The 25,504-nt window shown below is 45.8% G+C and carries 23 protein-coding genes and 1 pseudogene; 9 read left to right on the top strand and 15 right to left on the bottom strand.

Annotated elements, in window-relative coordinates:
• Positions 1 to 621 (top strand): beta-class carbonic anhydrase, encoded by a 621-nt coding sequence (locus M3661_RS06985; protein ID WP_021262329.1) that lies wholly within the window; start codon positions 1 to 3, stop codon positions 619 to 621.
• 104 nt (positions 622 to 725) lie between these two features.
• Here M3661_RS06985 and M3661_RS06980 read toward each other — a convergent pair whose 3' ends face one another.
• The gene (locus M3661_RS06980; protein WP_251483118.1) at positions 726 to 2,459 is read right to left on the bottom strand and encodes an ABC transporter ATP-binding protein; all 1,734 of its coding nucleotides are present in this window, start codon (positions 2,457 to 2,459) and stop codon (positions 726 to 728) included.
• 132 nt (positions 2,460 to 2,591) lie between these two features.
• Between M3661_RS06980 and M3661_RS06975 the strand changes: the two genes are divergently transcribed.
• From M3661_RS06975 to M3661_RS06965, 3 genes are all read left to right on the top strand, one after another.
• Positions 2,592 to 4,034 carry an ABC transporter permease gene (locus M3661_RS06975; RefSeq protein ID WP_251483260.1) on the top strand — a complete coding sequence of 481 codons (1,443 nt, stop codon included), beginning with the start codon at positions 2,592 to 2,594 and terminating at the stop codon, positions 4,032 to 4,034.
• A 12-nt stretch (positions 4,035 to 4,046) separates the two neighbouring features.
• Positions 4,047 to 5,549, top strand: a complete 1,503-nt coding sequence (locus M3661_RS06970; protein ID WP_251483116.1) for an ABC transporter permease — start codon at positions 4,047 to 4,049, stop codon at positions 5,547 to 5,549.
• A 116-nt stretch (positions 5,550 to 5,665) separates the two neighbouring features.
• Complete coding sequence (locus M3661_RS06965; protein ID WP_251483114.1) at positions 5,666 to 7,507, top strand: ABC transporter substrate-binding protein; 1,842 nt, start codon at positions 5,666 to 5,668, stop codon at positions 7,505 to 7,507.
• 217 nt (positions 7,508 to 7,724) lie between these two features.
• Here the strand turns inward: M3661_RS06965 and M3661_RS06960 are convergent, their stop codons facing one another.
• Both M3661_RS06960 and M3661_RS06955 read right to left on the bottom strand, forming a co-directional pair.
• Complete coding sequence (locus M3661_RS06960; protein WP_065292996.1) at positions 7,725 to 8,705, bottom strand: helix-turn-helix transcriptional regulator; 981 nt, start codon at positions 8,703 to 8,705, stop codon at positions 7,725 to 7,727.
• A 51-nt stretch (positions 8,706 to 8,756) separates the two neighbouring features.
• Positions 8,757 to 9,839, bottom strand: a complete 1,083-nt coding sequence (locus M3661_RS06955) for a CobW family GTP-binding protein (RefSeq protein WP_251483112.1) — start codon at positions 9,837 to 9,839, stop codon at positions 8,757 to 8,759.
• Positions 9,840 to 10,104: 265 nt separating this feature from the next.
• Here M3661_RS06955 and M3661_RS06950 point away from each other — a divergent pair, with 265 nt between their 5' ends.
• The gene (locus M3661_RS06950) at positions 10,105 to 10,647 is read left to right on the top strand and encodes a PadR family transcriptional regulator (protein ID WP_021253953.1); all 543 of its coding nucleotides are present in this window, start codon (positions 10,105 to 10,107) and stop codon (positions 10,645 to 10,647) included.
• A 44-nt stretch (positions 10,648 to 10,691) separates the two neighbouring features.
• Here M3661_RS06950 and M3661_RS06945 read toward each other — a convergent pair whose 3' ends face one another.
• Positions 10,692 to 11,252, bottom strand: a complete 561-nt coding sequence (locus M3661_RS06945) for a DUF309 domain-containing protein (RefSeq protein WP_021253954.1) — start codon at positions 11,250 to 11,252, stop codon at positions 10,692 to 10,694.
• 148 nt (positions 11,253 to 11,400) lie between these two features.
• Between M3661_RS06945 and M3661_RS06940 the strand changes: the two genes are divergently transcribed.
• Positions 11,401 to 11,844 (top strand): import inner membrane translocase subunit Tim44, encoded by a 444-nt coding sequence (locus tag M3661_RS06940; RefSeq protein WP_021253955.1) that lies wholly within the window; start codon positions 11,401 to 11,403, stop codon positions 11,842 to 11,844.
• Complete coding sequence (locus M3661_RS06935) at positions 11,844 to 12,134, top strand: YxcD family protein (RefSeq protein WP_065292994.1); 291 nt, start codon at positions 11,844 to 11,846, stop codon at positions 12,132 to 12,134. The genes M3661_RS06940 and M3661_RS06935 overlap by 1 nt, the downstream gene beginning before the upstream one ends.
• Positions 12,135 to 12,255: 121 nt before the next feature.
• On the opposite strand, the gene M3661_RS06930 is transcribed toward M3661_RS06935, so the two are convergent.
• Positions 12,256 to 14,409, bottom strand: a complete 2,154-nt coding sequence (locus tag M3661_RS06930; RefSeq protein ID WP_285852853.1) for an exosporium glycoprotein BclB-related protein — start codon at positions 14,407 to 14,409, stop codon at positions 12,256 to 12,258.
• 121 nt (positions 14,410 to 14,530) lie between these two features.
• On the bottom strand, positions 14,531 to 15,241 hold the full coding sequence (locus tag M3661_RS06925) for a hypothetical protein (protein ID WP_251483110.1): 711 nt from the start codon (positions 15,239 to 15,241) through the stop codon (positions 14,531 to 14,533).
• 53 nt (positions 15,242 to 15,294) lie between these two features.
• On the opposite strand from M3661_RS06925, the gene M3661_RS06920 reads away from it, so the two are divergent.
• On the top strand, positions 15,295 to 15,969 hold the full coding sequence (locus tag M3661_RS06920) for a class I SAM-dependent methyltransferase (RefSeq protein WP_251483109.1): 675 nt from the start codon (positions 15,295 to 15,297) through the stop codon (positions 15,967 to 15,969).
• 17 nt (positions 15,970 to 15,986) lie between these two features.
• Here the strand turns inward: M3661_RS06920 and M3661_RS06915 are convergent, their stop codons facing one another.
• From M3661_RS06915 to M3661_RS06890, 6 genes are all read right to left on the bottom strand, one after another.
• A complete protein-coding gene (locus tag M3661_RS06915; protein WP_251483107.1) occupies positions 15,987 to 17,120 on the bottom strand; it encodes a glycosyltransferase in 1,134 nt (377 codons plus the stop codon).
• 30 nt (positions 17,121 to 17,150) lie between these two features.
• Entirely contained in the window at positions 17,151 to 18,131 is a 981-nt protein-coding gene (locus tag M3661_RS06910) for an MBL fold metallo-hydrolase (RefSeq protein ID WP_251483105.1), read from the bottom strand.
• A 44-nt stretch (positions 18,132 to 18,175) separates the two neighbouring features.
• The gene (locus tag M3661_RS06905) at positions 18,176 to 19,147 is read right to left on the bottom strand and encodes a methyl-accepting chemotaxis protein (protein WP_251483103.1); all 972 of its coding nucleotides are present in this window, start codon (positions 19,145 to 19,147) and stop codon (positions 18,176 to 18,178) included.
• A gap of 17 nt (positions 19,148 to 19,164) precedes the next feature.
• Positions 19,165 to 19,551, bottom strand: a complete 387-nt coding sequence (locus tag M3661_RS06900; RefSeq protein ID WP_044357194.1) for an alpha-helical endospore appendage domain-containing protein — start codon at positions 19,549 to 19,551, stop codon at positions 19,165 to 19,167.
• Between the two features lie 36 nt (positions 19,552 to 19,587).
• Positions 19,588 to 19,899 carry an alpha-helical endospore appendage domain-containing protein gene (locus M3661_RS06895; protein WP_021254599.1) on the bottom strand — a complete coding sequence of 104 codons (312 nt, stop codon included), beginning with the start codon at positions 19,897 to 19,899 and terminating at the stop codon, positions 19,588 to 19,590.
• A 229-nt stretch (positions 19,900 to 20,128) separates the two neighbouring features.
• On the bottom strand, positions 20,129 to 20,434 hold the full coding sequence (locus M3661_RS06890) for an alpha-helical endospore appendage domain-containing protein (protein ID WP_021254600.1): 306 nt from the start codon (positions 20,432 to 20,434) through the stop codon (positions 20,129 to 20,131).
• Positions 20,435 to 20,624: 190 nt separating this feature from the next.
• On the opposite strand from M3661_RS06890, the gene M3661_RS06885 reads away from it, so the two are divergent.
• Positions 20,625 to 21,773, top strand: coding sequence for a glycosyltransferase family 2 protein (locus M3661_RS06885; protein ID WP_065291616.1), 1,149 nt, complete (start codon positions 20,625 to 20,627; stop codon positions 21,771 to 21,773).
• Positions 21,774 to 21,849: 76 nt separating this feature from the next.
• On the opposite strand, the gene M3661_RS06880 is transcribed toward M3661_RS06885, so the two are convergent.
• The 3 genes and pseudogenes from M3661_RS06880 to M3661_RS06870 all read right to left on the bottom strand — a co-directional run.
• Positions 21,850 to 23,112 carry a glycosyltransferase family 2 protein gene (locus M3661_RS06880; RefSeq protein WP_065291617.1) on the bottom strand — a complete coding sequence of 421 codons (1,263 nt, stop codon included), beginning with the start codon at positions 23,110 to 23,112 and terminating at the stop codon, positions 21,850 to 21,852.
• A gap of 62 nt (positions 23,113 to 23,174) precedes the next feature.
• The gene (locus M3661_RS06875; RefSeq protein ID WP_065291652.1) at positions 23,175 to 24,293 is read right to left on the bottom strand and encodes a glycosyltransferase family 2 protein; all 1,119 of its coding nucleotides are present in this window, start codon (positions 24,291 to 24,293) and stop codon (positions 23,175 to 23,177) included.
• Between the two features lie 99 nt (positions 24,294 to 24,392).
• Positions 24,393 to 25,421, bottom strand: a pseudogene (locus M3661_RS06870) (glycosyltransferase family 2 protein); the annotation flags it as partial.
• Positions 25,422 to 25,504: the final 83 nt, after the last annotated feature.

Below are 25,504 nucleotides of genomic sequence, written 5' to 3'. Positions count from 1 at the left end.
ATGTCCAACATGTTAAACATCTTAGATTTCAACCGTGAATTCGTCGAGAAGCGCGAATATGAACAGTACTTAACTGACAAATTCCCCGACAAGAAAATGGTCATTATCACATGCATGGATACTCGACTTGTCGAGCTCCTTCCAAAAGCAATGAATTTGCGAAATGGCGACGTAAAAATTATTAAAAACGCAGGTGCAATCATTTCACAGCCATTCGGAAGTGTTGTTCGCAGTGTGCTTGTCGCTATTTATGAACTGGAAGCCGATGAGGTTATCGTTATCGGACACTATGGCTGCGGGATGACTGGCTTAAACTCTCAACAAATTATTGACAAGGCTAAGAAGCGCGGCGTTGAAGATGTCGTTCTGGATACACTGACGAACTCCGGCATTAAGCTGCACCACTGGCTGCGAGGCTTCAATGATGTCCATGAAGGGGTAATGAACAGCGTACAAGTGCTGCGCAAGCACCCGCTTCTTCCTTCTGACGTACCTGTGCATGGCATGGTCATCCATCCAGATACGGGGGCATTGGAATGGGTTGCAGACGGATATCGCTTCTTGGAAGATAAGGATTCCGAACCAGGGCATGGGCAGCATTCGCCCTCTGCTACTCGATAATCCCGTTACATAGACACGGGCAAAGCTCCTGTACCAGAACCAACTTGTGTTCTGATACAGGAGCTTTTTTGTTATTATTTCCAATAGTTCCATATAAGCTTGACCTACGAAGGAATGGACACCCAGTGACCCGAGGCAACCTCGACCAATCGGGAACGCTCCAGCTGATACGGATCGCATTCCTCCAGTTCTTCCATGAATGCACGAGGCTTCCGCATTTCGATCTGCGGATCCGGTACAGGAATTGCGGCTAACAATGACTTCGTATACGCATGCTGCGGGTTCGAATACAATGCTTCGCTTTCTGCCAACTCTACGATTTTGCCGCGATACATCACAGCTACCCGATCACTAATATGCTTGACCATAGACAGGTCATGTGCAATGAACAAGTAGGTTAAGCCAAGACGTTGCTGAAGCTCCTGCATCAGCTGCACAATTTGGGCTTGTATCGATACATCAAGCGCTGATAGTGGTTCGTCACACACAATGAATTTCGGTTCTACCGCAAGCGCTCTAGCGATTCCGATGCGCTGACGCTGCCCTCCAGAGAATTCATGCGGATAACGCATAGCATGAGATGGCTCTAGCCCAACCATATCGAGCAGATCCTCTACCCGCTTCTTCCGCTCTTGCTTGCTTGAGACCAATCGGTGAACATCCAGCGCTTCACCGATCAGATCAATAACCTTCCATCTCGGATTCAATGACGCGTACGGATCCTGAAAGATCATTTGCATTTGCCTGCGAACGATTTTCATCTCCTGTGCTGACAATCGGTTTACCGACATGCCCTGATACAGCACATCACCGCCAGTCGGCTCATGCAGGCGCAATATCGCTCTTCCTGTCGTTGATTTGCCGCAGCCGGATTCGCCCACCACGCCAAGCGTCTCCCCCTCTTGGATGTAGAAGCTAATATCGTTAACTGCCTTTACGATATTCCCTTTGCCCAAATCAAAATGCTGCTTCAAGGAACGAACCTCCAGCAATGGACGTTGATCAGCCAACCGAGGACGAACGAATGGGGCAGACTTCACCTTCTTCTCATGTAATCGGGGAAGCGCATTCAATAATTTTAGCGTATATGGATGTTGTGGATTGGCGAATAGCTCTACGGTCGAGCCTTCCTCCACAATCTCTCCTTCCTTCATGACGAGCACACGATCACACATCCCTGCTACGACACCAAGGTCATGTGTAATGAGAATGATTGAAGTACCAAATTCTCTCTGCATATGCTTCATGACACTCAAGATCTGCGCTTGAATTGTAACATCCAGTGCAGTTGTCGGTTCATCTGCAATAAGGAGTGCCGGCCTGCAGGCAAGGGCGATAGCGATCATCACTCTTTGACGCATGCCGCCTGAGCATTCATGAGGATAGTGAGAATAACGCACGTCACTATTGCGGATCCCAACCATCTTCAACATGTTGATCGCTTCCGCCTTTGCCTGTGCAACTGTCATATCCTGATGCTTGATTAAGCTCTCTGCAATTTGACTTCCAATGCTCATCGTTGGATTCAATGAAGTCATCGGATCTTGAAAAATCATCCCGATGTGCCGTCCACGAACATTCTCCATGTCGGACTCTGAATAAAGCGCCACGTCCTCACCTAATAAAATAATCGTACCACTCTGCTTTGATGCTATCGACGAAGGCAGCAGGCGCATGATGGATCGTGCAGTAATGCTCTTGCCACTCCCTGATTCGCCCACAATTCCGAGTGTCTCGCCTGGGTTGACCACAAAGCTTACGCCTCGAACCGCATGAATCTCTTGCTCCCGATTCTGAAATGCTACCGATAAATCCTGAACTTGAAGGATATGCTCCATGCCCGCTCTCCCGTCTATCATAGTGATGAATAGGTTTGCTAACAGTTCTTGACAAAACCTTGAAATAAAATATACTATATCCATCGGAATTATACAATTTAAAAGTGAAGGAGGTGCTTATGCTACATGCAAATGGAATATACTGAAGCGCCTAGGCTTCCAAAATGGACAGAGACAATCAGCCACAGCTATACAAAGTTGAGCTTGAACCCAATCAATGCACGTCTTGCCATACTGCTCGGCTTGCCTGTCCACCTTGCGGCATACATTATCTATCAGGTTAGACGAAGGGATGATAACGTCCAAGCGACACGAGATTTGGTCACGCAGGAACTCCTCGCTTCTGGTTACAAAGAGAAGCTTCAAGCCGACTTCGAGGATCAACTGCGCTGCAAGCATCGCTTCTTCGGTGAGAACATAGACAATCTCCAGTTCAATCGCCAGGTTCATAAGTTGACTGAAGAACAATTCCGCCAAGCCGTACATGAACATACAATTAAGCAGCTTGACCAACGACTCCATAGACACACTACGTACTCTGACACCTTTCAAGCCTTGCTTCGACACCCGCTGTTTATCATCTTGACCTTACTTCCCGGATTTCCGATGTATCTGCTTGTGCTCTTGTATTACAACGCATATCTCAAATACATATTTGAACGATTGATGATGAGCCTGCTTGTAATTATCGGGGTCTCTATTGTCGTATTCACCATATTGAAGCTGTCCCCATTCCATCCCGCAGTTAATATTTTGGGAGAAACGGCAACAGTGGAGCAGATCGAGGCGTTCAATAAGATGCACGGTTTGGATCAACCCTTTTTCGTTCAACTCTGGAACACGTTAAGAGGCATCGCCACATTTGATTTAGGCAGTTCATTTGCAGGCAACGAAGAAGTATCAACTGCCATCGCAGCCAAATTTCCAATTACGTTAACGCTAACAATTATTTCACTTGCACTTGCTCTCCTCATTGCACTGCCGATCGGCATCATTTCTGCAACACGACCAAATACATTGTTCGATTATACGTTCATCTTCATCGCATTGCTCGGTTTATCAATACCCAACTTTTGGCAGGGACTGATCTTCATTCTTAACTTCTCCATTCATCTGAAATGGCTGCCTGCTACCTATAATCCGAATAATTGGCTGTCTGTCATTATGCCGGTCATTGTACTTGGAACAGGATTGACAGCATCCGTTGCCCGCATGACCCGCGCTTCTACTCTTGAGGTGATTCATGAGGACTACATAGTAACTGCTAGAGCGAAGGGGCTGCACAATCGGCAGGTACTGCTCCGGCATGCTGTAAGAAATGCCCTCATTCCGATTCTTACGGTCGTGGGATTGCAATTTGGAGCAATGCTTGGAGGAGCTGCAGTTACTGAAAAGGTGTTCAATATTAGCGGTATCGGCAGTTATATCATCGATAAGCAGTTCATTCCAGATATTCCTGCCATTATGGGAGGTGTTGTCTACACGGCGATTACGATATCACTGGTCAATTTAGCGGTGGATATTATGTACGCCTTCATTGACCCACGGATTCGTACCAAGATGAAACAATACTAAAGCAGGTGAATCATGAAAAAATTACTAGACAAACGATGCGATAACACAAACCGACTGAAAACAAATAGAGAATACAAGTACGCCAGCTTCGCGACCATCGTATCATCCTTATTGTCTCTACTCCTGCTGGTGAACAGTTATGATGTAACAAATCAAGCTGTACGGCATTATGTATTCACCGCTGCTGTCCTATATATCTTCTTCACCTTGCTTCAGTTGGGTGTCACGATCAAGATTAAGCATGATATCAGCAGAAGCGGCGACATCAGAACCTCTACGCGATCTGTGGGTTATCTGTTATTACTAAGCCTTCTCACTGGGAATGTATTTATTGCAGCCGCCTCCCTTCATTTGTTGAAAAGCAGAGCTTCGCTGCATTATTCCTTAGCTGTATACATGCTGCTGACACAGCTCTTTGTTATCGGCGTCTCTGCTCTAAATCTATTTAAGCCCTATGTGGCCGATACGTTCCCAGCGGCGATGCTGATCCTGCTCGTGATCGCCACTTTCCAACTCATAATCCTCATTCTAATAGCTTGCGGCATTATACAGAACCGAATACAGCCATGGATACGGATCGTTGCGATTCTACTCCTGTTCACAGCGATTACCGGGAATATATTCGCTCTGCTGCTTGGAGTCATGCTGCTACTGAACAATCCGTATGATGAGACTGGTGCGAAGTGGAGGGAAGTATGGGAACGAATAACTCGGAATGCAGCAGCCATGTCAGGGTTATTCTTTATCCTCTTCTTGTTCTCGATCTCGATTTGCAGCTTCTTCACCTTCGATTACAGCATCGCTGTGGAGAATGATTACAGTGCGATTCTGCAAACACCGAGCCTCACCTACCCGCTCGGCACCGACAACTTTGGCAGATGCCTATTTTCGAGAATTATATTTGGATCTCGTATCTCACTCATTGTCGGAATCATTTCTACAGCAATCCCTGTCATTGTGGGCGGTGTGCTCGGCGCCATCTCCGGCTTCTATGGACGCCGGACGGACAATATCATTATGCGGCTGCTCGATGTGCTCTACGCTATTCCGGGGATATTGCTTGCTATCGCTATCATCGCGGCATTCGGCGCCAACACGATCAATCTCATTGCTGCACTAAGCATCGGATCAATTCCAAGCTATGCCCGCACGATGAGAGCTAGCGTCATGGTCGTAGCTACATACGAATACGTGGAAGCAGCCAGGGCCCTTGGTCAACGGAAGTTGGCAATTATATTCCAGCATATTGTACCGAATTCACTTGCCCCGATGATTGTAAAGTCGACACTTACAATCGGTGGCGCGGTTATTTCAACAAGCAGCTTAAGTTATTTAGGACTTGGCGTTGAGCCGCATATCCCAGAATGGGGCAACATTTTGAAGCTTGGCAGCACTTATCTTGAATCACATTCTTATCTCGCTATCTACCCAGGCATTGCTATCATCGCACTTGTGTTGTCCTTTAACTTCCTTGGCGATGGAATACGGGATGCACTTGATCCGAAAATGCACTGAGGGAATGCGATCACTTAGCCTAACACAGGAAAAAATGGCCACAAGTCATGCTGCAAAATACGCTCACGAACAAAGAAGTCAGAATCACAAATAAGAGATTATGGGAGGGAACTTACATGCTATCCAAAAGCAAGTTCTTCATCTTACTATTGTCTGTACTCGTGTTAGCAAGCGGATGCTCGCTAAGTACGAAATCCGCTACCGTTGGCAAAGAGCCTGCCAAAAGCGATGAAAATAAGCCTCAAACAGAAACGGGATCACCAGTGACCATCGAACTGCTGGGCATGAGCACTGGCGAATCCGATCTTAACATCATTCGTGATCAACTAACCAAAAATGGCTTCAACGTGAAGTTGAACTTGCAGCCGGATTACGGCAGCTTCAAGGCTCAGAAGGAAGCTGGCAACTATGATATCGCACTGTCAGGCTGGACCACCGTAACGGGAAATCCCGATTATGCCGTACGTTCCCTGTTCAAATCAGGCGGAGACTACAGTATCCTCGCTGATCCGGAAATCGATGCACTGATCGACAAAGCGGCCTCACAGACCCCTGCCGAGTTTATCGAGACCTACAAGCAATTGGAGCAGCGGCTCGTGTTTGATCAAGCTTATATTGTGCCCTTATATATTTCGTTAAAGAGCCAAGCTTACAATAAAGACCTGCTGAATGGAGATTCCGTGAGATTGTCCAAGTCTCGTTCCTTTGCCTGGGAGGATGTAGACTTTAAGGATACTTCCAAGCGTCAAGCAACTCCTCTCATTTTGGCGCAAGGATCTTCAACGCTGACCTCCCTTGATCCGATTAAAGGCAATGATGGATCGATCAACATGATCAATACGAATATGTATGTACGTCTCATTAATCTGACCGATGATGACCGCATCACTTCAGACGGTTCCTTGTCCTACAATCACGCAATTGCTGAAGGCAACTCGGATTATTACTTTATTTTGAGAGATGATATCCATTTTACCAAAATTGAGAACAAGCTTGCTGTTGATACCGGCGAGCGCGTTGGAGCTGACGATGTTGTATTTTCCCTGAATCGGGCAAAGGATAAGAACTCTGTTCCCGATCATCGCACGTACAGCCTGCATGAGCATATTAAGTCCGTTGAGATTGTCTCAGATCTGAAGGAGCTGGAAACGGCGAAGCTCTCAGGAGGCAGTGACACAATTAAGACTGTGCTAGAGCAAGGACTTGAAAACAAGATTTCCTCACTTGTCACGAATAAAAATGACGCGGACAGCAAGACCGGCAAATATCAAGTTATCAAATTGACAACAACTGAACCTTTCCCTCAAGTATTAAATTATTTGGCCCATCAGTCGGCAGGAATCGTATCGAAGCAGCAGGTAGAGCGCATCAATACATACGATGTAGCGAAGTTCGATGTTAACAAGGACATTCCATATGGAGATCAGAATACAGTTACGGAAGGTAACAAATACAATAACGTACTGGTTACGAGCGGACCATATATCTTGTCCTATAAAAATGATTATGAAGCGATTCTATACAAAAATCCGGGTTACTTGAGAGGCACAAAGCATGAACCGAAAATCAATAAAGTCATTCTGCGCTTCATAAAGGATGCTGACAGCCAATTGGCCGCACTTCGAAGCGGTGAAATCTATGTCAACTATGGAGTGCCTGAAACAAAATTTGACCTTGTGAAAAATGACAGCAAGCTGTCCTTACAAAGCATTGAGAGCAATGCAGTATCTTACCTGCTCTTCAACACAGCGAATCGAGAAGTAGCCAAGAGTGCAGACCTGCGAAAAGCAGTTCTATACTCTATCAACCAAGAAGACTTCTTGAAATTCTACAATAACCATATCTTCAAGGCAGCCTCGACGGTCAGCCCAATCGTAAAGACCGGGAATGAACTGAAGGCAGATCCTGAGAAGGTAAAGGAATTCTTAGACAAGTATCGAGCAGCGTCCAAATCCTAAATATCATTTCGAATGCAGCAAGGCTCTACGTCCTCCCCTTGTAAGAGACACAGAGCCTTGTTCGATCTCTGAACGGTACCATACTGCGTGTTCGTGTTTGCGGTGTCGTCCATCAAAAAAAGACCACTCACAAGAGCGGTCTACAAGATTATCAAATTATTAGGAAATGAGGTCATTCTGCATTACTGTATACAGAGACATGTTTGTAGTAAAGATGTTATATTCGTTCTGATTGACGGACTAAGCTTCCAGGATTCACACCATATTTGCGGCGGAAAGCTTCCGAGAAATAACTGGCATTCGAGTAACCCACTTCATAAGCGGCCTCCGTCACATTCAGCTTGCCCTGCTGCAGCAGAAACAGTGCTCTCTCCAGCCGCTTCTCTCGTAAATAGCCGAATACAGTTGCTCCGTACATTTCTTTAAAGCTCTTTTTCAGCTTGAAATCATTCAAGCCCACCATGCGAGACAACTCCAGCAATGAGGGCGGATCTGACATTTGCTGCACCATAATTTCTCTTGCCTGCTTAACCTTCTGCATATCCGTTCTACTCATCTTCTTCGTATGAGATGTTCTGGGATTCGAGAAGAACAGTTGGAAGGCTTCTTCTAATAACTCCATAGCACGGCATTCCAATTCAATATTTCGAGTACTGGACATCAAGGATGCTTCAAGCAGTTGATGCAAACGTAAGGTAGAAGCAGGCGTAATTCGTTCATATTCACACCCATAATCTTGGCTGCCAAGTAGCTGCGAGAAATCCACCCTTCTCGTCCCATCACCTTCCTCCATAAAATGATGAAAGGTGTGAATTGGGATACCAATGCTGACCATATGGTACGTCGTATTGCCAGTAAACTCAAACCTCGCATCTGCTTGTTTAATCAATTGCAGGGAGCATATTCCTGGGATGATTTCATTTCGCTCACCAGCTATGCTCACTCCCCTAGTCCCCTGCAAGCAATACTGCAGTTCAACCATCGCTGCCTCCGTTTGCAGCGATATGGTTCGCTCACGGTTCATCGTATAATTCGAGACAATAACTTCAATATCGGTGCGCGGAATAAATCTTCGAATCGTCCCCTCACCTATATGTGAAGGGAGCAGTAATTGTTCGTTGCGGTTCGAATCCATTCGCTTTATTTCAAGTCCGTCAAAAAATTGATTAAAATTATGATGAAAGTCGATTTGGCTCATCCTTGTACGATCTCCATGTTAAGATGTAATCATCTACTCAACAACAAACACCTAAGCCTTGTACACGGCCTCTTCAAAAGTTCGCTGAAGCAATCCCGTATCCAAATGCTCACCGATAACGACAAGCACATCCTTCACCTCGCCTTGAGGCGCTATCGGAATAAATTCAGATTGACGATATGCAAATTGGAACATATAACGCTTCGTCGTATCAGTAAAGCTTACAATCCCTTTAGCACGATACACATTTGAAGGCAGCGTGGACAGCCAATTTTCAAATCGTTCACTGTCCATCGGCTCAGACAATGGATGCGTCCACGCTGTGACGAAATCATGAGCATGTGAATGAGAATGATGGTGTGAATCCTTCTTCGCATGCTCCACATGGAGATGATCATGACCATGCTGCGCATGTGTATTATTCGTATTTTCGCTGGATTGCACATCATCTTCAACAAGCAATAACGATCCTCCTGCATGTACACAGCTCTGAATCCACAGCTCTCGTTCGACGACGGCATGATCAGTAATGACAAGGCTAGCGTGTGCATTCCATTGCTTCACATGCTGCTGTACTTTATCGAGCTGTTCAGCTGTCGCCAAATCAGATTTATTTAATAGGATTGTGTTTGCCGCTCGTACCTGTTCTTCCAGCAATCGCATCATCTTGCGGTTCGCTTTCTGGATGGCGGTCTCATCATCTAGCAGGTCTCCCAGATGTTTGGCATCGACAACCGTCACGATGTTAGTCAACACAATATCTGAATATAGAGAAACTTCGGTAATTGACTCGACCAGTTCCATCGGCTCTGCTATTCCCGTACATTCCACATAGATGACATCCGGCTGTTCTTCCTGTACAAGCTCATACAGCTTGGTGCTGAAGTCGCCGCGGAACGAACAGCATATGCAGCCACCGAGCATTTCCTTCATCGCCACTTCAGGCGGAAGCTGCTGACCGTCCAAATTCACTTCACCAACTTCATTCATAATGACAGCAGGTGTTAAATTCTCTTCTGTGCTCCACTGCAGCCACTGCTTCAACAATGTCGTCTTACCCGTTCCTAAAAAGCCAGATAATATAATAACCGGTATAGCCCGGTCTCGATTTTGATTTTGTTGTGATGTTCGCATTGACAATAACCCCGTTTCCCTAATCATGCTTGCTCTCTCATCATACCCTCATGCTCTATGCGAAGCAACCATGCCACTTACGGGATCTATCCACATCCGATATGAGGGAAATAATAACTGCTGAGATCTTTCAAATCACACTTGATATTATGTATATTCTTACATATAATGGGGATTGTATCATTTGCATTCTTGCTATGGTTACAAGTTGAATGAAGTAGAAACGACAGAAGGGGTACATTGAAAGAAAGAGGAGGTGTTAGGGTTGCTGAATACATTGTCATACGGATTGCTAGGCCTTCTAGCTAGCGATTCCTGTTCTGGTTATGATCTTATGCTCCGTATCCAGCCGTTTTGGCCAGCGAAGCACAGCCAGATCTATCCGTTATTGGCAAAGCTCGAACGAGAGGGCTTGGTTCAATTTGTGCGAATTGAACAGCGGGACAAACCCGACAAGAAGGTCTATTCCATTACTGAACAAGGGAAGTCTGTTGTATTGGATTGGCTGGGCGAACCTCCTGCGGAGCAAATGACACGTGATGAGCTCAGCTTAAAAACAAAGTGCATTTGGATGACCGAGAAAGAAATCACGATTCCATTATTCCTAACCCGAATGAAACAACTGGAGACCAAAACGGCTTATTTTGAGAAATTGCTTGATCGAATCTCTGAGGAAGATCGCCATATTCGATCCAAGCATTTCGGCGACTATATCCTGCTTCATCGTGCAATTTCTCTTGCTGCCGCCCAAATTGAATGGTGCCGCTGGGTTGTTCAAATGTTAGAACAAGAGGATTCTGATTCATAAACATCTGGTTCCCGTCCGTATCTTGGTATCTACAGACGGGATCCTTATTTTCCTGATCGTGTCGACTTTCTATTGGTGGTTCTAGCCTTGAATGCTTGCTGCCTCGCTTCGATGACGTCTGTCCGATCGCGCAGCAGGTGCTTGTCTCTAACCGCTGCAATTGATTGACTGCCATTCATACACCAAGTCCATCCCTTATCCGCACAAGATTGGATACATAATTCAAGCAGATATTGATCTTCTATTGGAAAGTTCCACTCCGAGTATGTGGAAGCTGCGTTTGTCATCTTGTTCTCATCTGTGAGTAATGCTACCCGTTCCTTCAATTCATGCTTCAGGGTCTCACCATTAATTCCAAGCGCCCCCCAGTCGATCGCTTCCGCATGTCCAAGTGCACTTGATAACATTTTCAATGTCCCTGCCACATTACCTCGGCGCTCGTGATAGAGGCCTACAGCAATTTGTACAAGTGCAAGCCACTGACGTTTCCGTTCCGCAGAGGGCTCCTCCTTCCAATACTCTTCCATAATTTCATGACATTCGAACCAGTCTCTTGGCCCATGGAAATGTGCCAAATATTCAATATACGCTTTTGGATATCGCATCGTGTTCCTCCTACTATAAAAACAGTCCTCGTTGCAATGAACTTAATTTCGTTTATTGTATCAATTTCAATATTTATTTGAAACCTCTTTTTACTCGAACACGTATTATTACTTGTCAACAAATATTACATCAATAGGGAGGCAATTCATGCGTAATAAATGGATCATGGTCGTTATGGCATTCTTCCTTATCTTCGCGGTAACAACACCGACGGTGATAGACGTGGCTGATGCCAAGCGCGGAGGTTCATTCCGCTCTGGAGTTCAGAAGTACAAGCCAGCTCCAAACAAGTCTACGAATCAGGTGAATCGTACAGACAACACCAATAAGAGCAATACATCAAGCACAGCACCGACACAGCAACGTGGATTTTTCAGTGGCGGCGGCCTAATGAAAGGCTTAATGATTGGTGGATTAGCTGGAATGTTGTTCGGCAGCATGTTCGGCAATCTTGGATTCCTGGGAGACATCCTTGGGCTTATGATCAACGTAATGGCAATATTCCTTCTCATCAGCCTTGTTATGATGGTTGTGAAGAGGTTCAGAAATAAACGCAACCCATCTACACCAGGTCCTGGGCGGTGGAATTAATGCAATTTCGTCTCTCTATGGACGAACTCATTAATGCTGTATGCCTTCACATGGCGATGCGCAAGCAGGTTCGACCCGAAGATGTAAATGTTGAGCTGTGCTGGGATGAAGAGCATGGATTCACAGCTGAAGTATGGGTGCATGATCGCTCCCAATACTTGATTGAGTCCAATCTGCTGGAAGCTATTGAACAGTACATGAGCAAGGAATACGGACAACGTGTATTCCGTCATCAGATTAAGCTTGACGTTGATGAGGAAATGTGGGCAGATATCGATACAAACCTATAATATAAGATGCAGCTATAAATAGAGCGGCAGCCCTTGAGTCTTACGATGATGCATCGTTGGCCCAAGCGGCTGCCTTTTTTTCGTATCAAACTAAAGAGCAGGAAGGATATTCGACTCTCAGTTAATTCGAAATGATAGTGACTCCTCCACTTGCATAACCTGCAATCGAAATTGGCTCTGTCAATCCAGTAGTCGTAACGGAGAATACCAAAAGCAAGCGAGTTTGAGGTGGAACTACGATATTCAAGCCCGACAGCAACCCATTTACGTGTTCACCTAACGTAATAACTCCCGTCAATGATGGCTGCAGATCTACTAACGTTCCTGCTATTGGTGTAAAGATATTATCTGGCACAGTGGATTGCCAGAGTTGAGCATGAATCGTTAACGTTTGATTAACCCCACCCAAGCAGTCTAAGCAGAGCCCTGAAGTAACACTAAAGTATGCAGCTATACATTTAATGGTTCCTCCACATGGAACTGTAAATGCAAGATTTAAAGGTATCCCAGGTCCTCCCGTAAGGTCGATAGTAGCTCCAAGTACCGAAGGAGTTTGTGCGCTGTTGCCGAATCCAATGAGACCACCAATACCCGCTACTCCACAGAAACCAGTCGTTAGCAATATTGGTAAGAACGACGCAAATGGAATAATAGATGGTGCCGCTGGACCAGTTGCTCCGGTAACTCCTGCTCCTGTGGCTCCGGTTACCCCGGCTACTCCGGTTGCTCCTGTCGCTCCTGTTTCTCCAGTCGCTCCCGTAACACCTGTTGCTCCCGTCGGCCCAGTTGATCCGGTTATACCTTGTGCCCCTGTCGCACCCGTTACTCCAGTAACTCCAACTCCGGTTGCTCCGATTGCTCCCGTCGGCCCAGTTGGTCCAGTCGGTCCAGTCGGTCCGGTAATACCTTGTGCACCTGTCGTACCTGTTGCTCCTGTTACTCCTACTCCAGTTGCACCTGTCGCTCCTGTCGCTCCGATGGCGCCGGTTGCTCCCGTTTCGCCCGTCGCACCTGTGGCTCCCGTGGCTCCTGCTCCGGTTGCTCCTGTTGCTCCTGTCGCTCCGATGGCACCGGTTGCTCCCGTTTCGCCCGTCGCACCTGTGGCTCCCGTGGCTCCTGCCCCGGTTGCACCTGTTGCTCCTGTCGCTCCGATGGCGCCCGTCGCTCCCGTTTCGCCCGTCGCTCCCGTGGCTCCTGCTCCGGTTGCACCTGTCGCTCCGATGGCGCCGGTTGCTCCCGTTTCGCCCGTCGCACCTGTGGCTCCCGTGGCTCCTGCTCCGGTTGCTCCTGTTGCTCCTGTCGCTCCGATGGCGCCGGTTGCTCCCGTTTCGCCCGTCGCACCTGTGGCTCCCGTGGCTCCTGCTCCTGTCGCTCCTGTCGCTCCGATGGCGCCGGTTGCTCCCGTTTCGCCCGTCGCACCTGTGGCTCCCGTGGCTCCTGCTCCGGTTGCTCCTGTCGCTCCGATGGCACCGGTTGCTCCCGTTTCGCCCGTCGCACCTGTGGCTCCCGTGGCTCCTGCTCCGGTTGCACCTGTCGCTCCTGTCGCTCCGATGGCGCCGGTCGCTCCGGTTACGCCGGTTGCACCCGTTGCTCCCGTGGCTCCTGCTCCGGTTGCTCCTGTTGCACCCGTTGCTCCCGTGGCTCCTGTTGCTCCCGTTTCGCCTGTCGCTCCCGTGGCTCCCGTAGCTCCTGTGGCTCCTACTCCCGGGCCAGTTGGACCAGTAATACCCTGTGCACCTGTCGCACCCGTGGCTCCTGTAGCTCCTGTGGCTCCCGAACCTGTGGCGCCAGTTTCTCCTGTCGCACCTGTTACACCGGTCGAGCCCGTTGCCCCGGTTGTGCCCACCCCTGTTGCCCCGGTTGCGCCCGTTGCCCCGGTTACTCCCGTTGCACCTGTTGTCCCAGCTTCACCTGTCGCACCTGTTGCTCCTGTTGCTCCTGTTGCTCCGGTTGCACCTGTTGCCCCGGTTGCGGCAACAACTGGCGCTGCTAGAACCGTTTCCAACTTTGTTTGAAGCAGCATTTCTTTTTTCGTCACATCACGAATTGTATCACGCACACTTTGATTTACTAATAATACATCACTCAAAGTCGCTGGAGGAGATGTAACTCCTGGCAGCGTACCAAGCGCAAACTGTATTTTTTCACCTTCTGCATTAAGGATATGACTTAACCCGAGCTCTTCTAAAGCAATAGAGGACAGTAATAAATTGATTGCGTCATCCCTAGTTACCGTAATAATGGGTGTAATATTAGGTATGTTGGCTTGCGACAACAAATATCCCTCCCTATCCTATAATGTAAACTCTGGATACCATATACATATATGTGTTTACAGGATAAGGGGTTCTTGTCACATCTGTAACCAAATGCCTATTTCAACGATAGTTCCGTCCTTAATATCGTGGATGAACATAACTTCCATATTTATAAGTCAATCTCTTGAATCCTTTATTGCGCATCCATGCATCAATTCGTTTCTCAAATAGTTCTCCACCATATACCGGATAACGCTGCGACGCAGGATGTATCTCATGATAAGACGCAAACTTGAAATCTTGTGCATTTACTAGATAACATTGATCTGAGAATCCATATCCGATATAGAAGAACTCGTCTTCGCTCTCGGCTTCGAACCTAGCTTCATCATATCTACCATTCCAGACCGGATTAGCTACCTTGATGCTCCGATCGGACTCCATACGGCTGATAGCCTCATCAATCCATGAGAAGGAGGATTCTAGTATGGAGTCCCCGGAGAAATGAAGCAAATAAGGCGTATGGCATCGGTATATACTTACCAGCTCCGAAATAGAATAATAGTAGCCTCCCGCAAAAGATTCCTTCTCAATCTGGAAATACTGCAGTGCCTCGTCGGCCCAATGCTCAACAACTGCATATTCGCTGATTACTCCTGAATCCACTAATTTCTGTGCATAGAAGGAAACTTCTTCGACATCATTTACATTATTTATATAGAGAATCACATCAGAGAAGGAGTACTCGTTCAGTGTCACTGCTCTTTGCAATCGATCCGTCATGAGCAGCGCTTTCCAATCCTTTTCGTAACATTTCGTTTCGAAGGTAACTTGATGCTTCATATCCATCCATAGCCTCCATGCATTTCGAAGATATTCAACTATAGAAAGAAGGTATCCTTATGACTGAATGGAAATTCCATCGTAAAAGCTTCGAGTATGATCATGTTGCACCACATGTGCTAACCTATTCCGCTTGGACAGGTCATCGTGAATTCGCATATGATCTGGTATCATTTGTGAAGCCGCAATTAATCGTTGAGCTTGGTACGCATTGGGGAGCTTCCTTCTTCAGCTTCTGCGAAGCTGTAAGGGACAATGACTTGTCTGCGAAGTGCTATGCAGTGGACACATGGGTAGGTGACTCCCATTCTGGTGCCTATAATGAGGACGTGTATCAAGAAGTGGGACAGATTGCAGCATCCTTATATCCGAATGTTGCCACGTTATTACAATCCACATTCGATGATGCGCTTCAGCACTTCGAGGATGGCTCCATTCATCTTCTTCATATTGACGGATTCCATGAGTATGAGGCTGTACACCATGACTACCATACTTGGCTGCCTAAGCTAGCTGATAACGGAATCGTATTGTTCCATGATATCTCCGTCCGACTTTATGGATTTGGCGTGTGGCAGCTATGGGACGAATTAATCGCTCAGCACCCTTCTTTCCAATTTGAGCATTCCAGCGGATTGGGCGTGTTGTTCCCTAAAGGAGATGCCGCTTACTCAGAAATGCATCCTCTCATTTCGCATCAACTTCAACAAATGTATGCACACCCTAATCAATAGACTCACAGCCAAGTTTCCTACTGTTTGTGGTACCAGTCCCAAGGCTTAGGCATCCAATCATACGTGTAAAGTACTTGCGGAATCCGATGTTGAAGCTGAATGTCAGCAGCGCATCTGCCGCCCCATTCATCATCTTCCCCGTAGCTAATATCTTGGAACTGATGTACAAGTGCAATTCGTTTCGCATAACACATGAGATGATTCGGTTTTCGATAATAATACTGCGCGTCTTGCCCATGCTGATATTCAACACCGTATTTGCACAGTTTATCGGGAATGCCGTTCAGCTTCACCTGTACGTCGAACACAATACAATCGGCACGAGGTTCTTTCTCGATCGCCTCCAGCAAAGCATCCACATAATGAGGACTGATTTGATCATCGTCATCAATAAAGGCAACAAACCGTCCTTGAGCCTGTTTGAGCAATTGGTTTCGTTTTTCGCCAATTGTTCTTTTTTTATTGTCAATGAGGACTAGTATTTCCACAGGTTTACCAAACGCTTGTTGATGAAGGTCAGCTAATAATGAAGATAAAAAGGTGAAGCGCTCCGGAACTGACGGAATAAGCAGAGATAGCCCACAATTCTGAGATCCGCTCTTGTCCAGCATCTCAAAATAGGGGCCAAAATACACTTCATTAGTAATGACACTTGGGTGATCAGGTGCATATAACGCAGCCTGTTGATGATGGTGGTAGGCTCGCTTGAGATCACCCAGCTTGTCATAGCATACACATAATTGCAGGTGAGGCAGCCATGTATGATTCGCAATTGCATCCGCTTGAGCGGATGAGAACGGCATCTGTAATGCTAATCCATACCAGCTAGCTGCTTCTGACCATTTCTCTTGTATGAAATATTGATATCCAATGCGGCAGCAACTATCAGCGCTCGGAGACTCATATTGCAGCGTCCTCAGAATCGTTCTAATCACTTTGGCATCCATGCCCAATTCCTTGTAGCCGTTTGCTAGGAGCCCGCACACGGAAATGGCTGTTTTTGCATCGACGTCCCCTTTGTCCAACAATAGTTCATAAATAATAACAGCTCGCTTCCACTCGCCATTCTCCATGAACGCTGCAGCATCTTTCAGTAGTATTGAGGAAATGTCTGATGCATGGTCATCCTCTAAATGCTCGTGAGTATCCAATGACATGCTCCTCCTTTAGAGCCATTTAGACTAGCTCGAAACATAGTTAGCATTACTCTCTATTATATGTTCCTCTTGATCATCGGTGTCTGGAATGGTCTCCTGAGTACTCCCCTTGAAATACAGGTATCCTTCAAACAAATTCGGCAAGATCTGACCCGTACGACGAAGCTCAGTCACATGTGCACGCGTAATCTCACTTGTAATCTCATATTGCTGCATAGTCTGCTCAATCCCATATCGTCTCATAACCTTTTCTATAATGGATTCCAAGGTTATCGGCCTGTCTTGAATGATCTGATAGATAACATTCGATAACTCATTTATTCGCGACAAATGCTGGTTCGCCAAATCCATTATTTTCGATTTCCGGATGCATCCGCCATGATACAGCACATACGCTTCGGAACTTAACGATAACAACTTGCGAATGGATGTCTTGGCATCTGCAATATTTGTATAGTAAAGAAGCTTCTGCTTCGATAAAGTATGATACCCGAACAATGAATCACTGCAGTATACAACATCATCCGGTGTAATCACTCCAATCATGCCTGCACAATGTCCTGGCAGTGTAACAATTTGCAGCTGGATGGCACCTACTTGGAAAGATCCCTCCTCATATGGAATATAGTCAGTGATCAAATGATTGCGCTCATGATCTTCACTCTTAATGCTGTCGCCTCCACGAGAAGCATCTGATTCGTCGAGCATATGCTGCATGTACATCCCTGTTTGATGCGTGCTGTATATCTTGATGTTCGGATATTGATCCTTGAAATAATGGATTCCCCTACACTGCACTACATGCCCATGCGTTGCAATAATCGCCGTTATTTTGCCTCCATACTCTTTGACAGCATGATCAACTTCTCTTGCCACGCTTGTACTCGCACCGCTATCAATGAGTACCGCACACTTGGTCTTTGGATCCATGTATACGCCAACGGCCCAGCGTCCAGATGCACAATAACTGGAGCCCGCAATTCGAATGAGATTCAATTTTGCCATCAAGCAATCTCCTTTCCACATCATTGTGATGAGGTAAGTTGCGTTTATTTTCTATAGTAAATTCTGCTTCCTATTTTTGATACAATCTTGTTTTGATTCGACATCATGTCCCCGTCCACCTGATGATGGGTAACAATGAGCGGCGCCACTGGCAGCTTTACTTTTACTGGTTTCGTCTGAGGCCGAGGCTTACGCACATCTTTGGACATAAACGGAGGACTTGTTGGACGTCTCTTTTTCACAGCACCGCCAACCTTGACGGCATCTAACGCACTCGACACCTGATTCACAGTTTGAATCGGTTGAACGATTTCCTTCGACAACTGATTCACAGTTTGAATCGGTTGAACGATTTCCTTCGACAACTGATTCACAGTTTGAATCGGTTGAACGACTTCCTTCGGCACCTGATTCACAGTTTGAATCGGTTGAACGATTTCCTTCGACACCTGATTCACAGTTTGAATCGGTTGAACGATTTCTTTCGACACCTGATTCACAGTTTGAATCGGTTGAACGATTTCTTTCGACACCTGATTCACAGTTTGAATCGGTTGAACGATTTCCTTCGACACCTGATTCACAGTTTGAATCGGTTGAACGACTTCCTTCACTTCCTTCGTTATCTGTTCCGGCTTTGCTTGTTTATAAGCTTGATTGAAAGATTTATAGTAGTCTTCCAGATACCGTAAGTGCTCTTGCAGCTGCTCGACAAGTAAGCGATTCGTTAGCATCCATCTACCGAGCAGAAATTGTGTGCGATGCACGGAGTCGAGCACTTCCTTGATCTGATCATCTTCCAATTGTTCAGAATGTGTATCGATTACCGTCTGCTTATATACCTGCACCCTTCGATACGTACACAGGTGAAGCTCACGCAGCGTATCTACCATTGACAATATTTGTATAACATGCAATTCTTTACTTTTCTGATCCCATCTCATATCCAACGCGTGGATGAGATGGAACACCGATAGCAGCATTTGAGACAAAGGTTGAAAGGTCTTAATCATCATCCACCTCGATCCATCTATTAATAATCGAATTCGTTTGAATCAGAATCCAGCTCTTCGCCTATATCATTCTGCTTTGTGATCGGGGCGCTGGTCTTGACAGCAGGATCTCTTGTTTGTGCTTGGAATTCCATATGTACGACCATATTCAGCTTCTTCAGCAGCAGCCACTCCGCCATTAGCATCGAATCCAGAATTTGTACAACAGAGGAGTTGTAATCCACAATTTCCTTAGGTGTCGGATGAGTTGGGAAGTTCTTATCCTTGCCAACGAACGCCTTTGCTTTCTCAGCCTCGGTAAGGAGCAGCTGTCCAAGGGCACCTTCTTCCAGAGAGAGCGATTGCAGTAGATGCGCAACTGCCTCGTCAATTGATGGAATATGATCATCATTTTTTTGAATGCTCATGTTCTCCCTCCTCTCTCTCCGGATATGGGCGAAATGCTATTCTTCACAATCCTCAAAACAGTCATGCTGCTTCTCAAGTCGAATCACATCTTCCAGCTTAAAGTGCAACAGAATCTGATTTTTCACAACGTTTCTCAGCATGCGATCAACACTTTCATTAATTTGAAGCGCTTCGGACAAGCATACATCCCGATCTCTAAGTATGGCCTGAATTTTTTCGCCTTCCGCATTGATAATATGAGACAATCCAATTTCCTCAAGGGCGATTGAGGTTAGCAGCAGGTTCACAACTTCTTTTCGTTTCAGAATAATTTCCGGTTTTATATCCGGAACATTTGGCATGGACATGATACATATCCTCCTTATTGAGGTGCTACTCACAGACATTTACAGTTCGATTCCTCATATTTTTATGCCATAGACAAATACATCATGCTGAGTTTCGAGCTTTGTTTGTCCATTGAACATGATCAACTTGTAAAAAGAAAGTACATTCTCCTGCAGATTATTCCACTCCACAGGAGATGTAAGCGCAACGAGGTGCTTGACAGTTTAGATGACTATACCTGCAGGTAGTTTACAATCCAGGGAAGCTGCTAAGTATATTGTCTAACTTAAATTGAAGAAGCATTTCTTTCTTAATTACATCTTGCAATGTTTTTCTTACACTGTCGTCAATCGCCAGCAATTCCGCAACCGTTGCCGCTGGGGTGATGCCAGGTGCAAGTGTACCAACAACGAGTTGAATTTTCTCTGCCTCTGCATTCACGATGTGAGCAAGAGCCAGTTCTTCCAGAGCGATAGAAGCCAAAAGCAACGTTACGGTTTGGCCAAGGGTAATCGTAATAGTCGGAGTAATATTTGGAATATTAGCCTGTGACAAAACTGTTCACCTCTCTCTTTTTCCTTTGCAAGCACCTCATTGCAACTTACGTTACTCATCCTATGTCTGAGGGTTTATCTCATATGCTAAATTCTGAACAATGCTTTTTAATCTGTTCTCACCCGAATATCAATTTCAGGCACTGCATACAGTTACTTATCTTATACGAAGCTGAAAAGGAGTGAATGGATTGCAATCTCCTACTTTATCCATCTGCTTGATTGCGCGGAATGAAGAGGATGTCATCGCTCGCTGCCTGCAGAGCATCAAGCCTATCGCAGATGAAATTATTGTTGTGGATACAGGATCAACGGATCGTACAATCGAAATATGCCAGGAGTTCGGCGCAACCGTGCTTAGACATGAGTGGCAGGATCATTTTTCATTGGCACGCAATTATGGATTAGAGCAGGCATCAGGTGAATGGATTATGTGGATGGATGCTGATGAGGAAATGGATGTGGATGATCGTCAGACAATGAAGAATCTGCTTCCTACCTTAGACAAGGATATCTACTCGATTCATTTAGTTAATTACATTGGAACAACTGTTCAAGCGAATGAATCATTTCATATTGCGCATGCTCGCCTCTTTCGAAATCACAAGGGATTTAAGTTCCAGTTCAGTATTCACGAGACATTGAATGTTCATGAAGTGCTGCCAGATCAAGATGAATCGCAGATCGATACATTGCCAGTCAAAGTGTACCATTACGGTTATTTGAATGATGTAACTTATGCCAAGAACAAAAGCGAGCGCAATATAACGTTATTGCTCAAAGCAATCGAAGCCAAAGAGCCAAATCCATGGCTGGAGTATCACTTAGCGAGTGAATATTCGCGTATGAAGCAGTATGATTTTGCTTTTAAATACGTGAATTGGTCAATTGTTAGATTCCTATCCGAAGGACTTACGCCGCCATCGCTTGTATATAAGCTGAAATATTCGATTTTACTGGAGACAGGAAGTATAGAGGGAGCTTGGCCAGCCATTGACAAGGTATTAGTGCTTTACCCCGATTATGTAGATCTTCATTTATACAAGGGTGTCATCCTGCATCAACTGGGCAAACACGAACAGGCACTCGAAACGTTCGACCATTGTATTGCATTAGGCGACAAACAGCTGAACCATTTAACCCTTCACGGCAGCGCTACCTTCCACGCCTATTATTATAAGGGACAATGTTATGAGCAATTAAATCAGCCACAAGATGCATGGTCAGCTTATCGTTCAGCCCTGAACTTCTATCCTGAATATGAGCCTGCCAATCTTGCACTTCAACAGTTGCTCGTCTCTCATCCTGATTTGCACGAACAACCATCACCAATTTCATAATTTATATAAAAAAAGCCTGAACCCTCCGTCAGTGTATCACTGGCAGTGAAGGTTCAGGCTTTTGACATTCAAGCTTTCAGACGAAGCTAGCAACTCGGATCTCACTCTTGATATGCTGCGTTGTATCGCCTTGTTTCGCATCATAATCCGTTAAACTGATCCCATTCAGATTCGGCACCTGGACATTGCGGCGAATCAATCTCAATCGTTCTGCCCTAGTCTCATGCAGGCCATCCCGCTTAGCCTCTCCCACCATCCACACCGCATTCACTTCAGGATTTAGGGAGCGTTTGAGTGCCCGAAGCTGCCTGCGTTCAGGTGCAGGAAGATATTCTGACGCATCGATCAGGAAAATATAATCCTGTGTGGCCTGTTCTGATCCTTGTTGTATGATGTATGCTTCACCTGCATCCATATCTTCCGTTGCATCGATCCACCGAATGGGAACAGACGTCTCCAGTTCAACGTCTTCCCGCTGTTCTCCGGTACAATTACATATGATAATTTCATTTGCCACTTCATGAATCGAAGCGATGCAAGCTTGCAATGGCTCTGTTCGTGCTCTCCAGCGAATGCAGAAGGTAATGGTTGACTCTGCTTTGTACAACAGGTCAAATATATCAGCCCCCCACTTCCGGCGTGCTTGCTCCCGATTCGTATGCAGCAGCATCATCAAGCTTGACTGCTCGAGCTGATTCGTCGTCACATGGCCCACATGATGGATGAAGGAATCATTCGCAATAAGCATACGATAACCCGCATTCGCTGTCCGCAAACATAGATCATCATCCTCATAATTTCCTAATCCGTAGCGTTCATCGAAGCCCCCTACCTCTTCGACAACACTTCGCTTCATCAGCATGCAAAATCCAACAAGTCGGCGAACTTCTGTCACCGTTCCAGCAAATTTATGTTCATGTTCCCTCGCAAAATTGTTCAAGTCCCATAAATCGGTATACGTTACCGGGATTTGTTGATGAGCACTCGAATAATTCGTAAACGGTCCGACCATGCCTACATCTTCACTGGAGTGAAGCACGCGCAGCATATTGGTCAACCAATTTGGCGTGACAATGGTGTCATTATTCAAATAAAGAATATGATCCCCTGTCGCAAGAGCTGCTCCTTGATTGCATCCTTTTGAGAATCCTGCATTCACCGCGTTTTCAATCAAGATTACATCCGACTGCAGTCTCAGATAGGGAAGCGTTAAGTCCGTCGAACCATTGTCAACGACAATTAACTCGTAAGGCTCCGTCGTATACTTACGAATGCTTTCTAGACATCGAATCGTATGAGCAAATTGATTCAACGTGAGTATCACAATACTGACCTTCAACACAATCCCCTCACTTCGCAATCACATACTTGGGAAATATGACTGTAATTAATGAAATGCCTCTACAATTTGATTCTCAACTGTTCGTATCGTTCCTCGCCAAGCTTCTCGCGGAAATATTTCTGATTATGAAGCATACTTGGATGAGAGGGAAGGTAGCTGAGTGCAAACTCGTTATGATAGCAAGCCCTCTCGATGTCACCAAGACGATCATGACATACACATAGCTGCAAATGCGGTACCCACGTCCATGAGGATGGCTCTACCATAGACATTTGCGCTTCATCTGCTGGAAGCAGTGTAGCTTGCTCGAACCAGTACTTCGCTTGTTGAAAATGCCCCGAGTCCACCCACATGGCCCCAATCGCACAGCATATTTCCGCTCGCGGCTTATCATAGACGAAACTGCGGAACAGCGCCATAAACTGTTCGGTACGTTGACCCAACTTGCCATAACACTCCGCCATTTTTCTGCACGCCTGAATATTATCCTCTACCCACCCTTGCTCTGTTTCGAGGAACTTCATATATCCGTGTGCTGCTTCTTCGAACCGGGAATGATCTCGCAATTCATTCGCAAAATAGTATAGATCGCGAGGCGTAAATTGCTCTCCCTCGGCAAGTCTCTTCTCGTAAATTCGCAAATTGCGATCGGTATATGCTTTATCCTTCTTATGTGTGACACACACATCACTATGAATAATATGTCCGCCTACTTCCAAATATTCGTGCACTGGCCCATACCATTTGAACCCACGATCACGCCTAACTAAGCGATTTCGCCGCAGACTAGACGTAACATTCCCCTTATCATCAACCATTAATACATAGTGCATGGTCACACTATCAACATCACGAGTGAGTGTCTTCTTCAGCTCTACTAGTAGGCGTTGATCCTTACTCTCTATCACATCGTCCGCATCGAGCCATAGAATATATTCTTGAGTAGCTTGACTGAAGGCATAATTCCGTGCAGCAGCAAAATCGTCAATCCATTCAAAATCAAATATACGGGCTTGATACTGTCCTGCAATTTCCTTCGTCCGATCTGTAGATCCCGTATCAACAATAATGATCTCATCAACAATGTTATGGACTGATGCAAGACATTGCGCTAGTGCAATCTCCTCATTACGTACAATCATACATAGACTAATCGTGATTGATGCAGACTGATCCATCGTCATTTCTGCCTCCTCAATATGTGAATCTAGCTGTACCTGATTAGACTGAGCTAGCAGCAGGTCAAGCGCTTCTCTGGCTTCTTTATGGCTGCGATCTACCTCTAGACAATTCTCATAGGCCTGTATCGCTTCTTCCCGATGATTAAGAAGTTCATGGCACTTCCCGACATAATACCAAGCGTGGAAGCTTCCAACTCCTCGCAGCGTAAGATGATAGATATTTTGTTCCCCCAGCTCAACACAGTACTGAAATACAGGCAATGCATGTTCAACCTTTTGTTTTAAATACAAGATGATCCCCTTGTAGAAATGGAGATCAACGTAATCTGGATATAACGCGATCGCCTTATCGATCGAAGGCCATGCCCCTTCATAACTGCCCATGATCAACATAAGCTCATATTTTAATTTATATAGAAGCGACGGTGGCAGCTTCCCCTGTTCTACAAACCGCATAACGGAAGTATTTACAGACTCATAAGCTTCAGCATACTTTTTCAGCCGATACTGCTCACTTGCAATATGATAATCGACCCACGGGTTGTAGTCCGGCTTGTCTTTCTCCATCTGTAACAATCGCAAGTTCCGCTCCGACTTGTTCCGCAAATGAGTTACTACTTCTAGGTAGCCATAGTGATGAAGTTGTACCGGCAAGATTTTAACATCGAATTGCTCGCCCAGAACCTCATGTACATTTACCTGTTCATGGATCGCTCCGACGAACTGGAAACCCATATGATTGCGAAGCAGCCGATGCTGACCAATTAAGTATGTTTTCTCACTGCTAGGTGTGTCTTCCCCAATGTAGTTCAACAGCTGAATTACACCGATGTGAGCTTGCTCTTCTTGCAATATATCTCGAATCAACATGGCTTGATCTGAATCCAGCCTCTCATCCGCATCCATCCATAATATCCAGTCGCCAGTTGCTTGCTTCAGGGCATAATTGCGAGCTTCGGCAAAGTTGTCATTCCACGGCATTTCATATATGTTCGCTCCATATGATTGGCATATTGGAATCGTCTGATCGGATGATCCCGTGTCGACAATAATGATTTCATCTACAACATTCTTGACGCTGTCCAGACAAATGCCGATAAATGTCTCCTCATCCTTAACGATCATGCATAATGATAGTCGCTTCTCCAACTTCCCATCCCCTTTTCACATCGCTACAAACGATATATGCCGCAAATAGCCCAGTCGTG

The organism is Paenibacillus sp. MER 180, from assembly GCF_023713665.1.
Classification (GTDB): domain Bacteria; phylum Bacillota; class Bacilli; order Paenibacillales; family Paenibacillaceae; genus Paenibacillus_B; species Paenibacillus_B suaedae.
The sequence above is the reverse complement of the archived record's forward strand: the minus strand, read 5'-3'. Positions and strand labels throughout refer to the sequence as shown.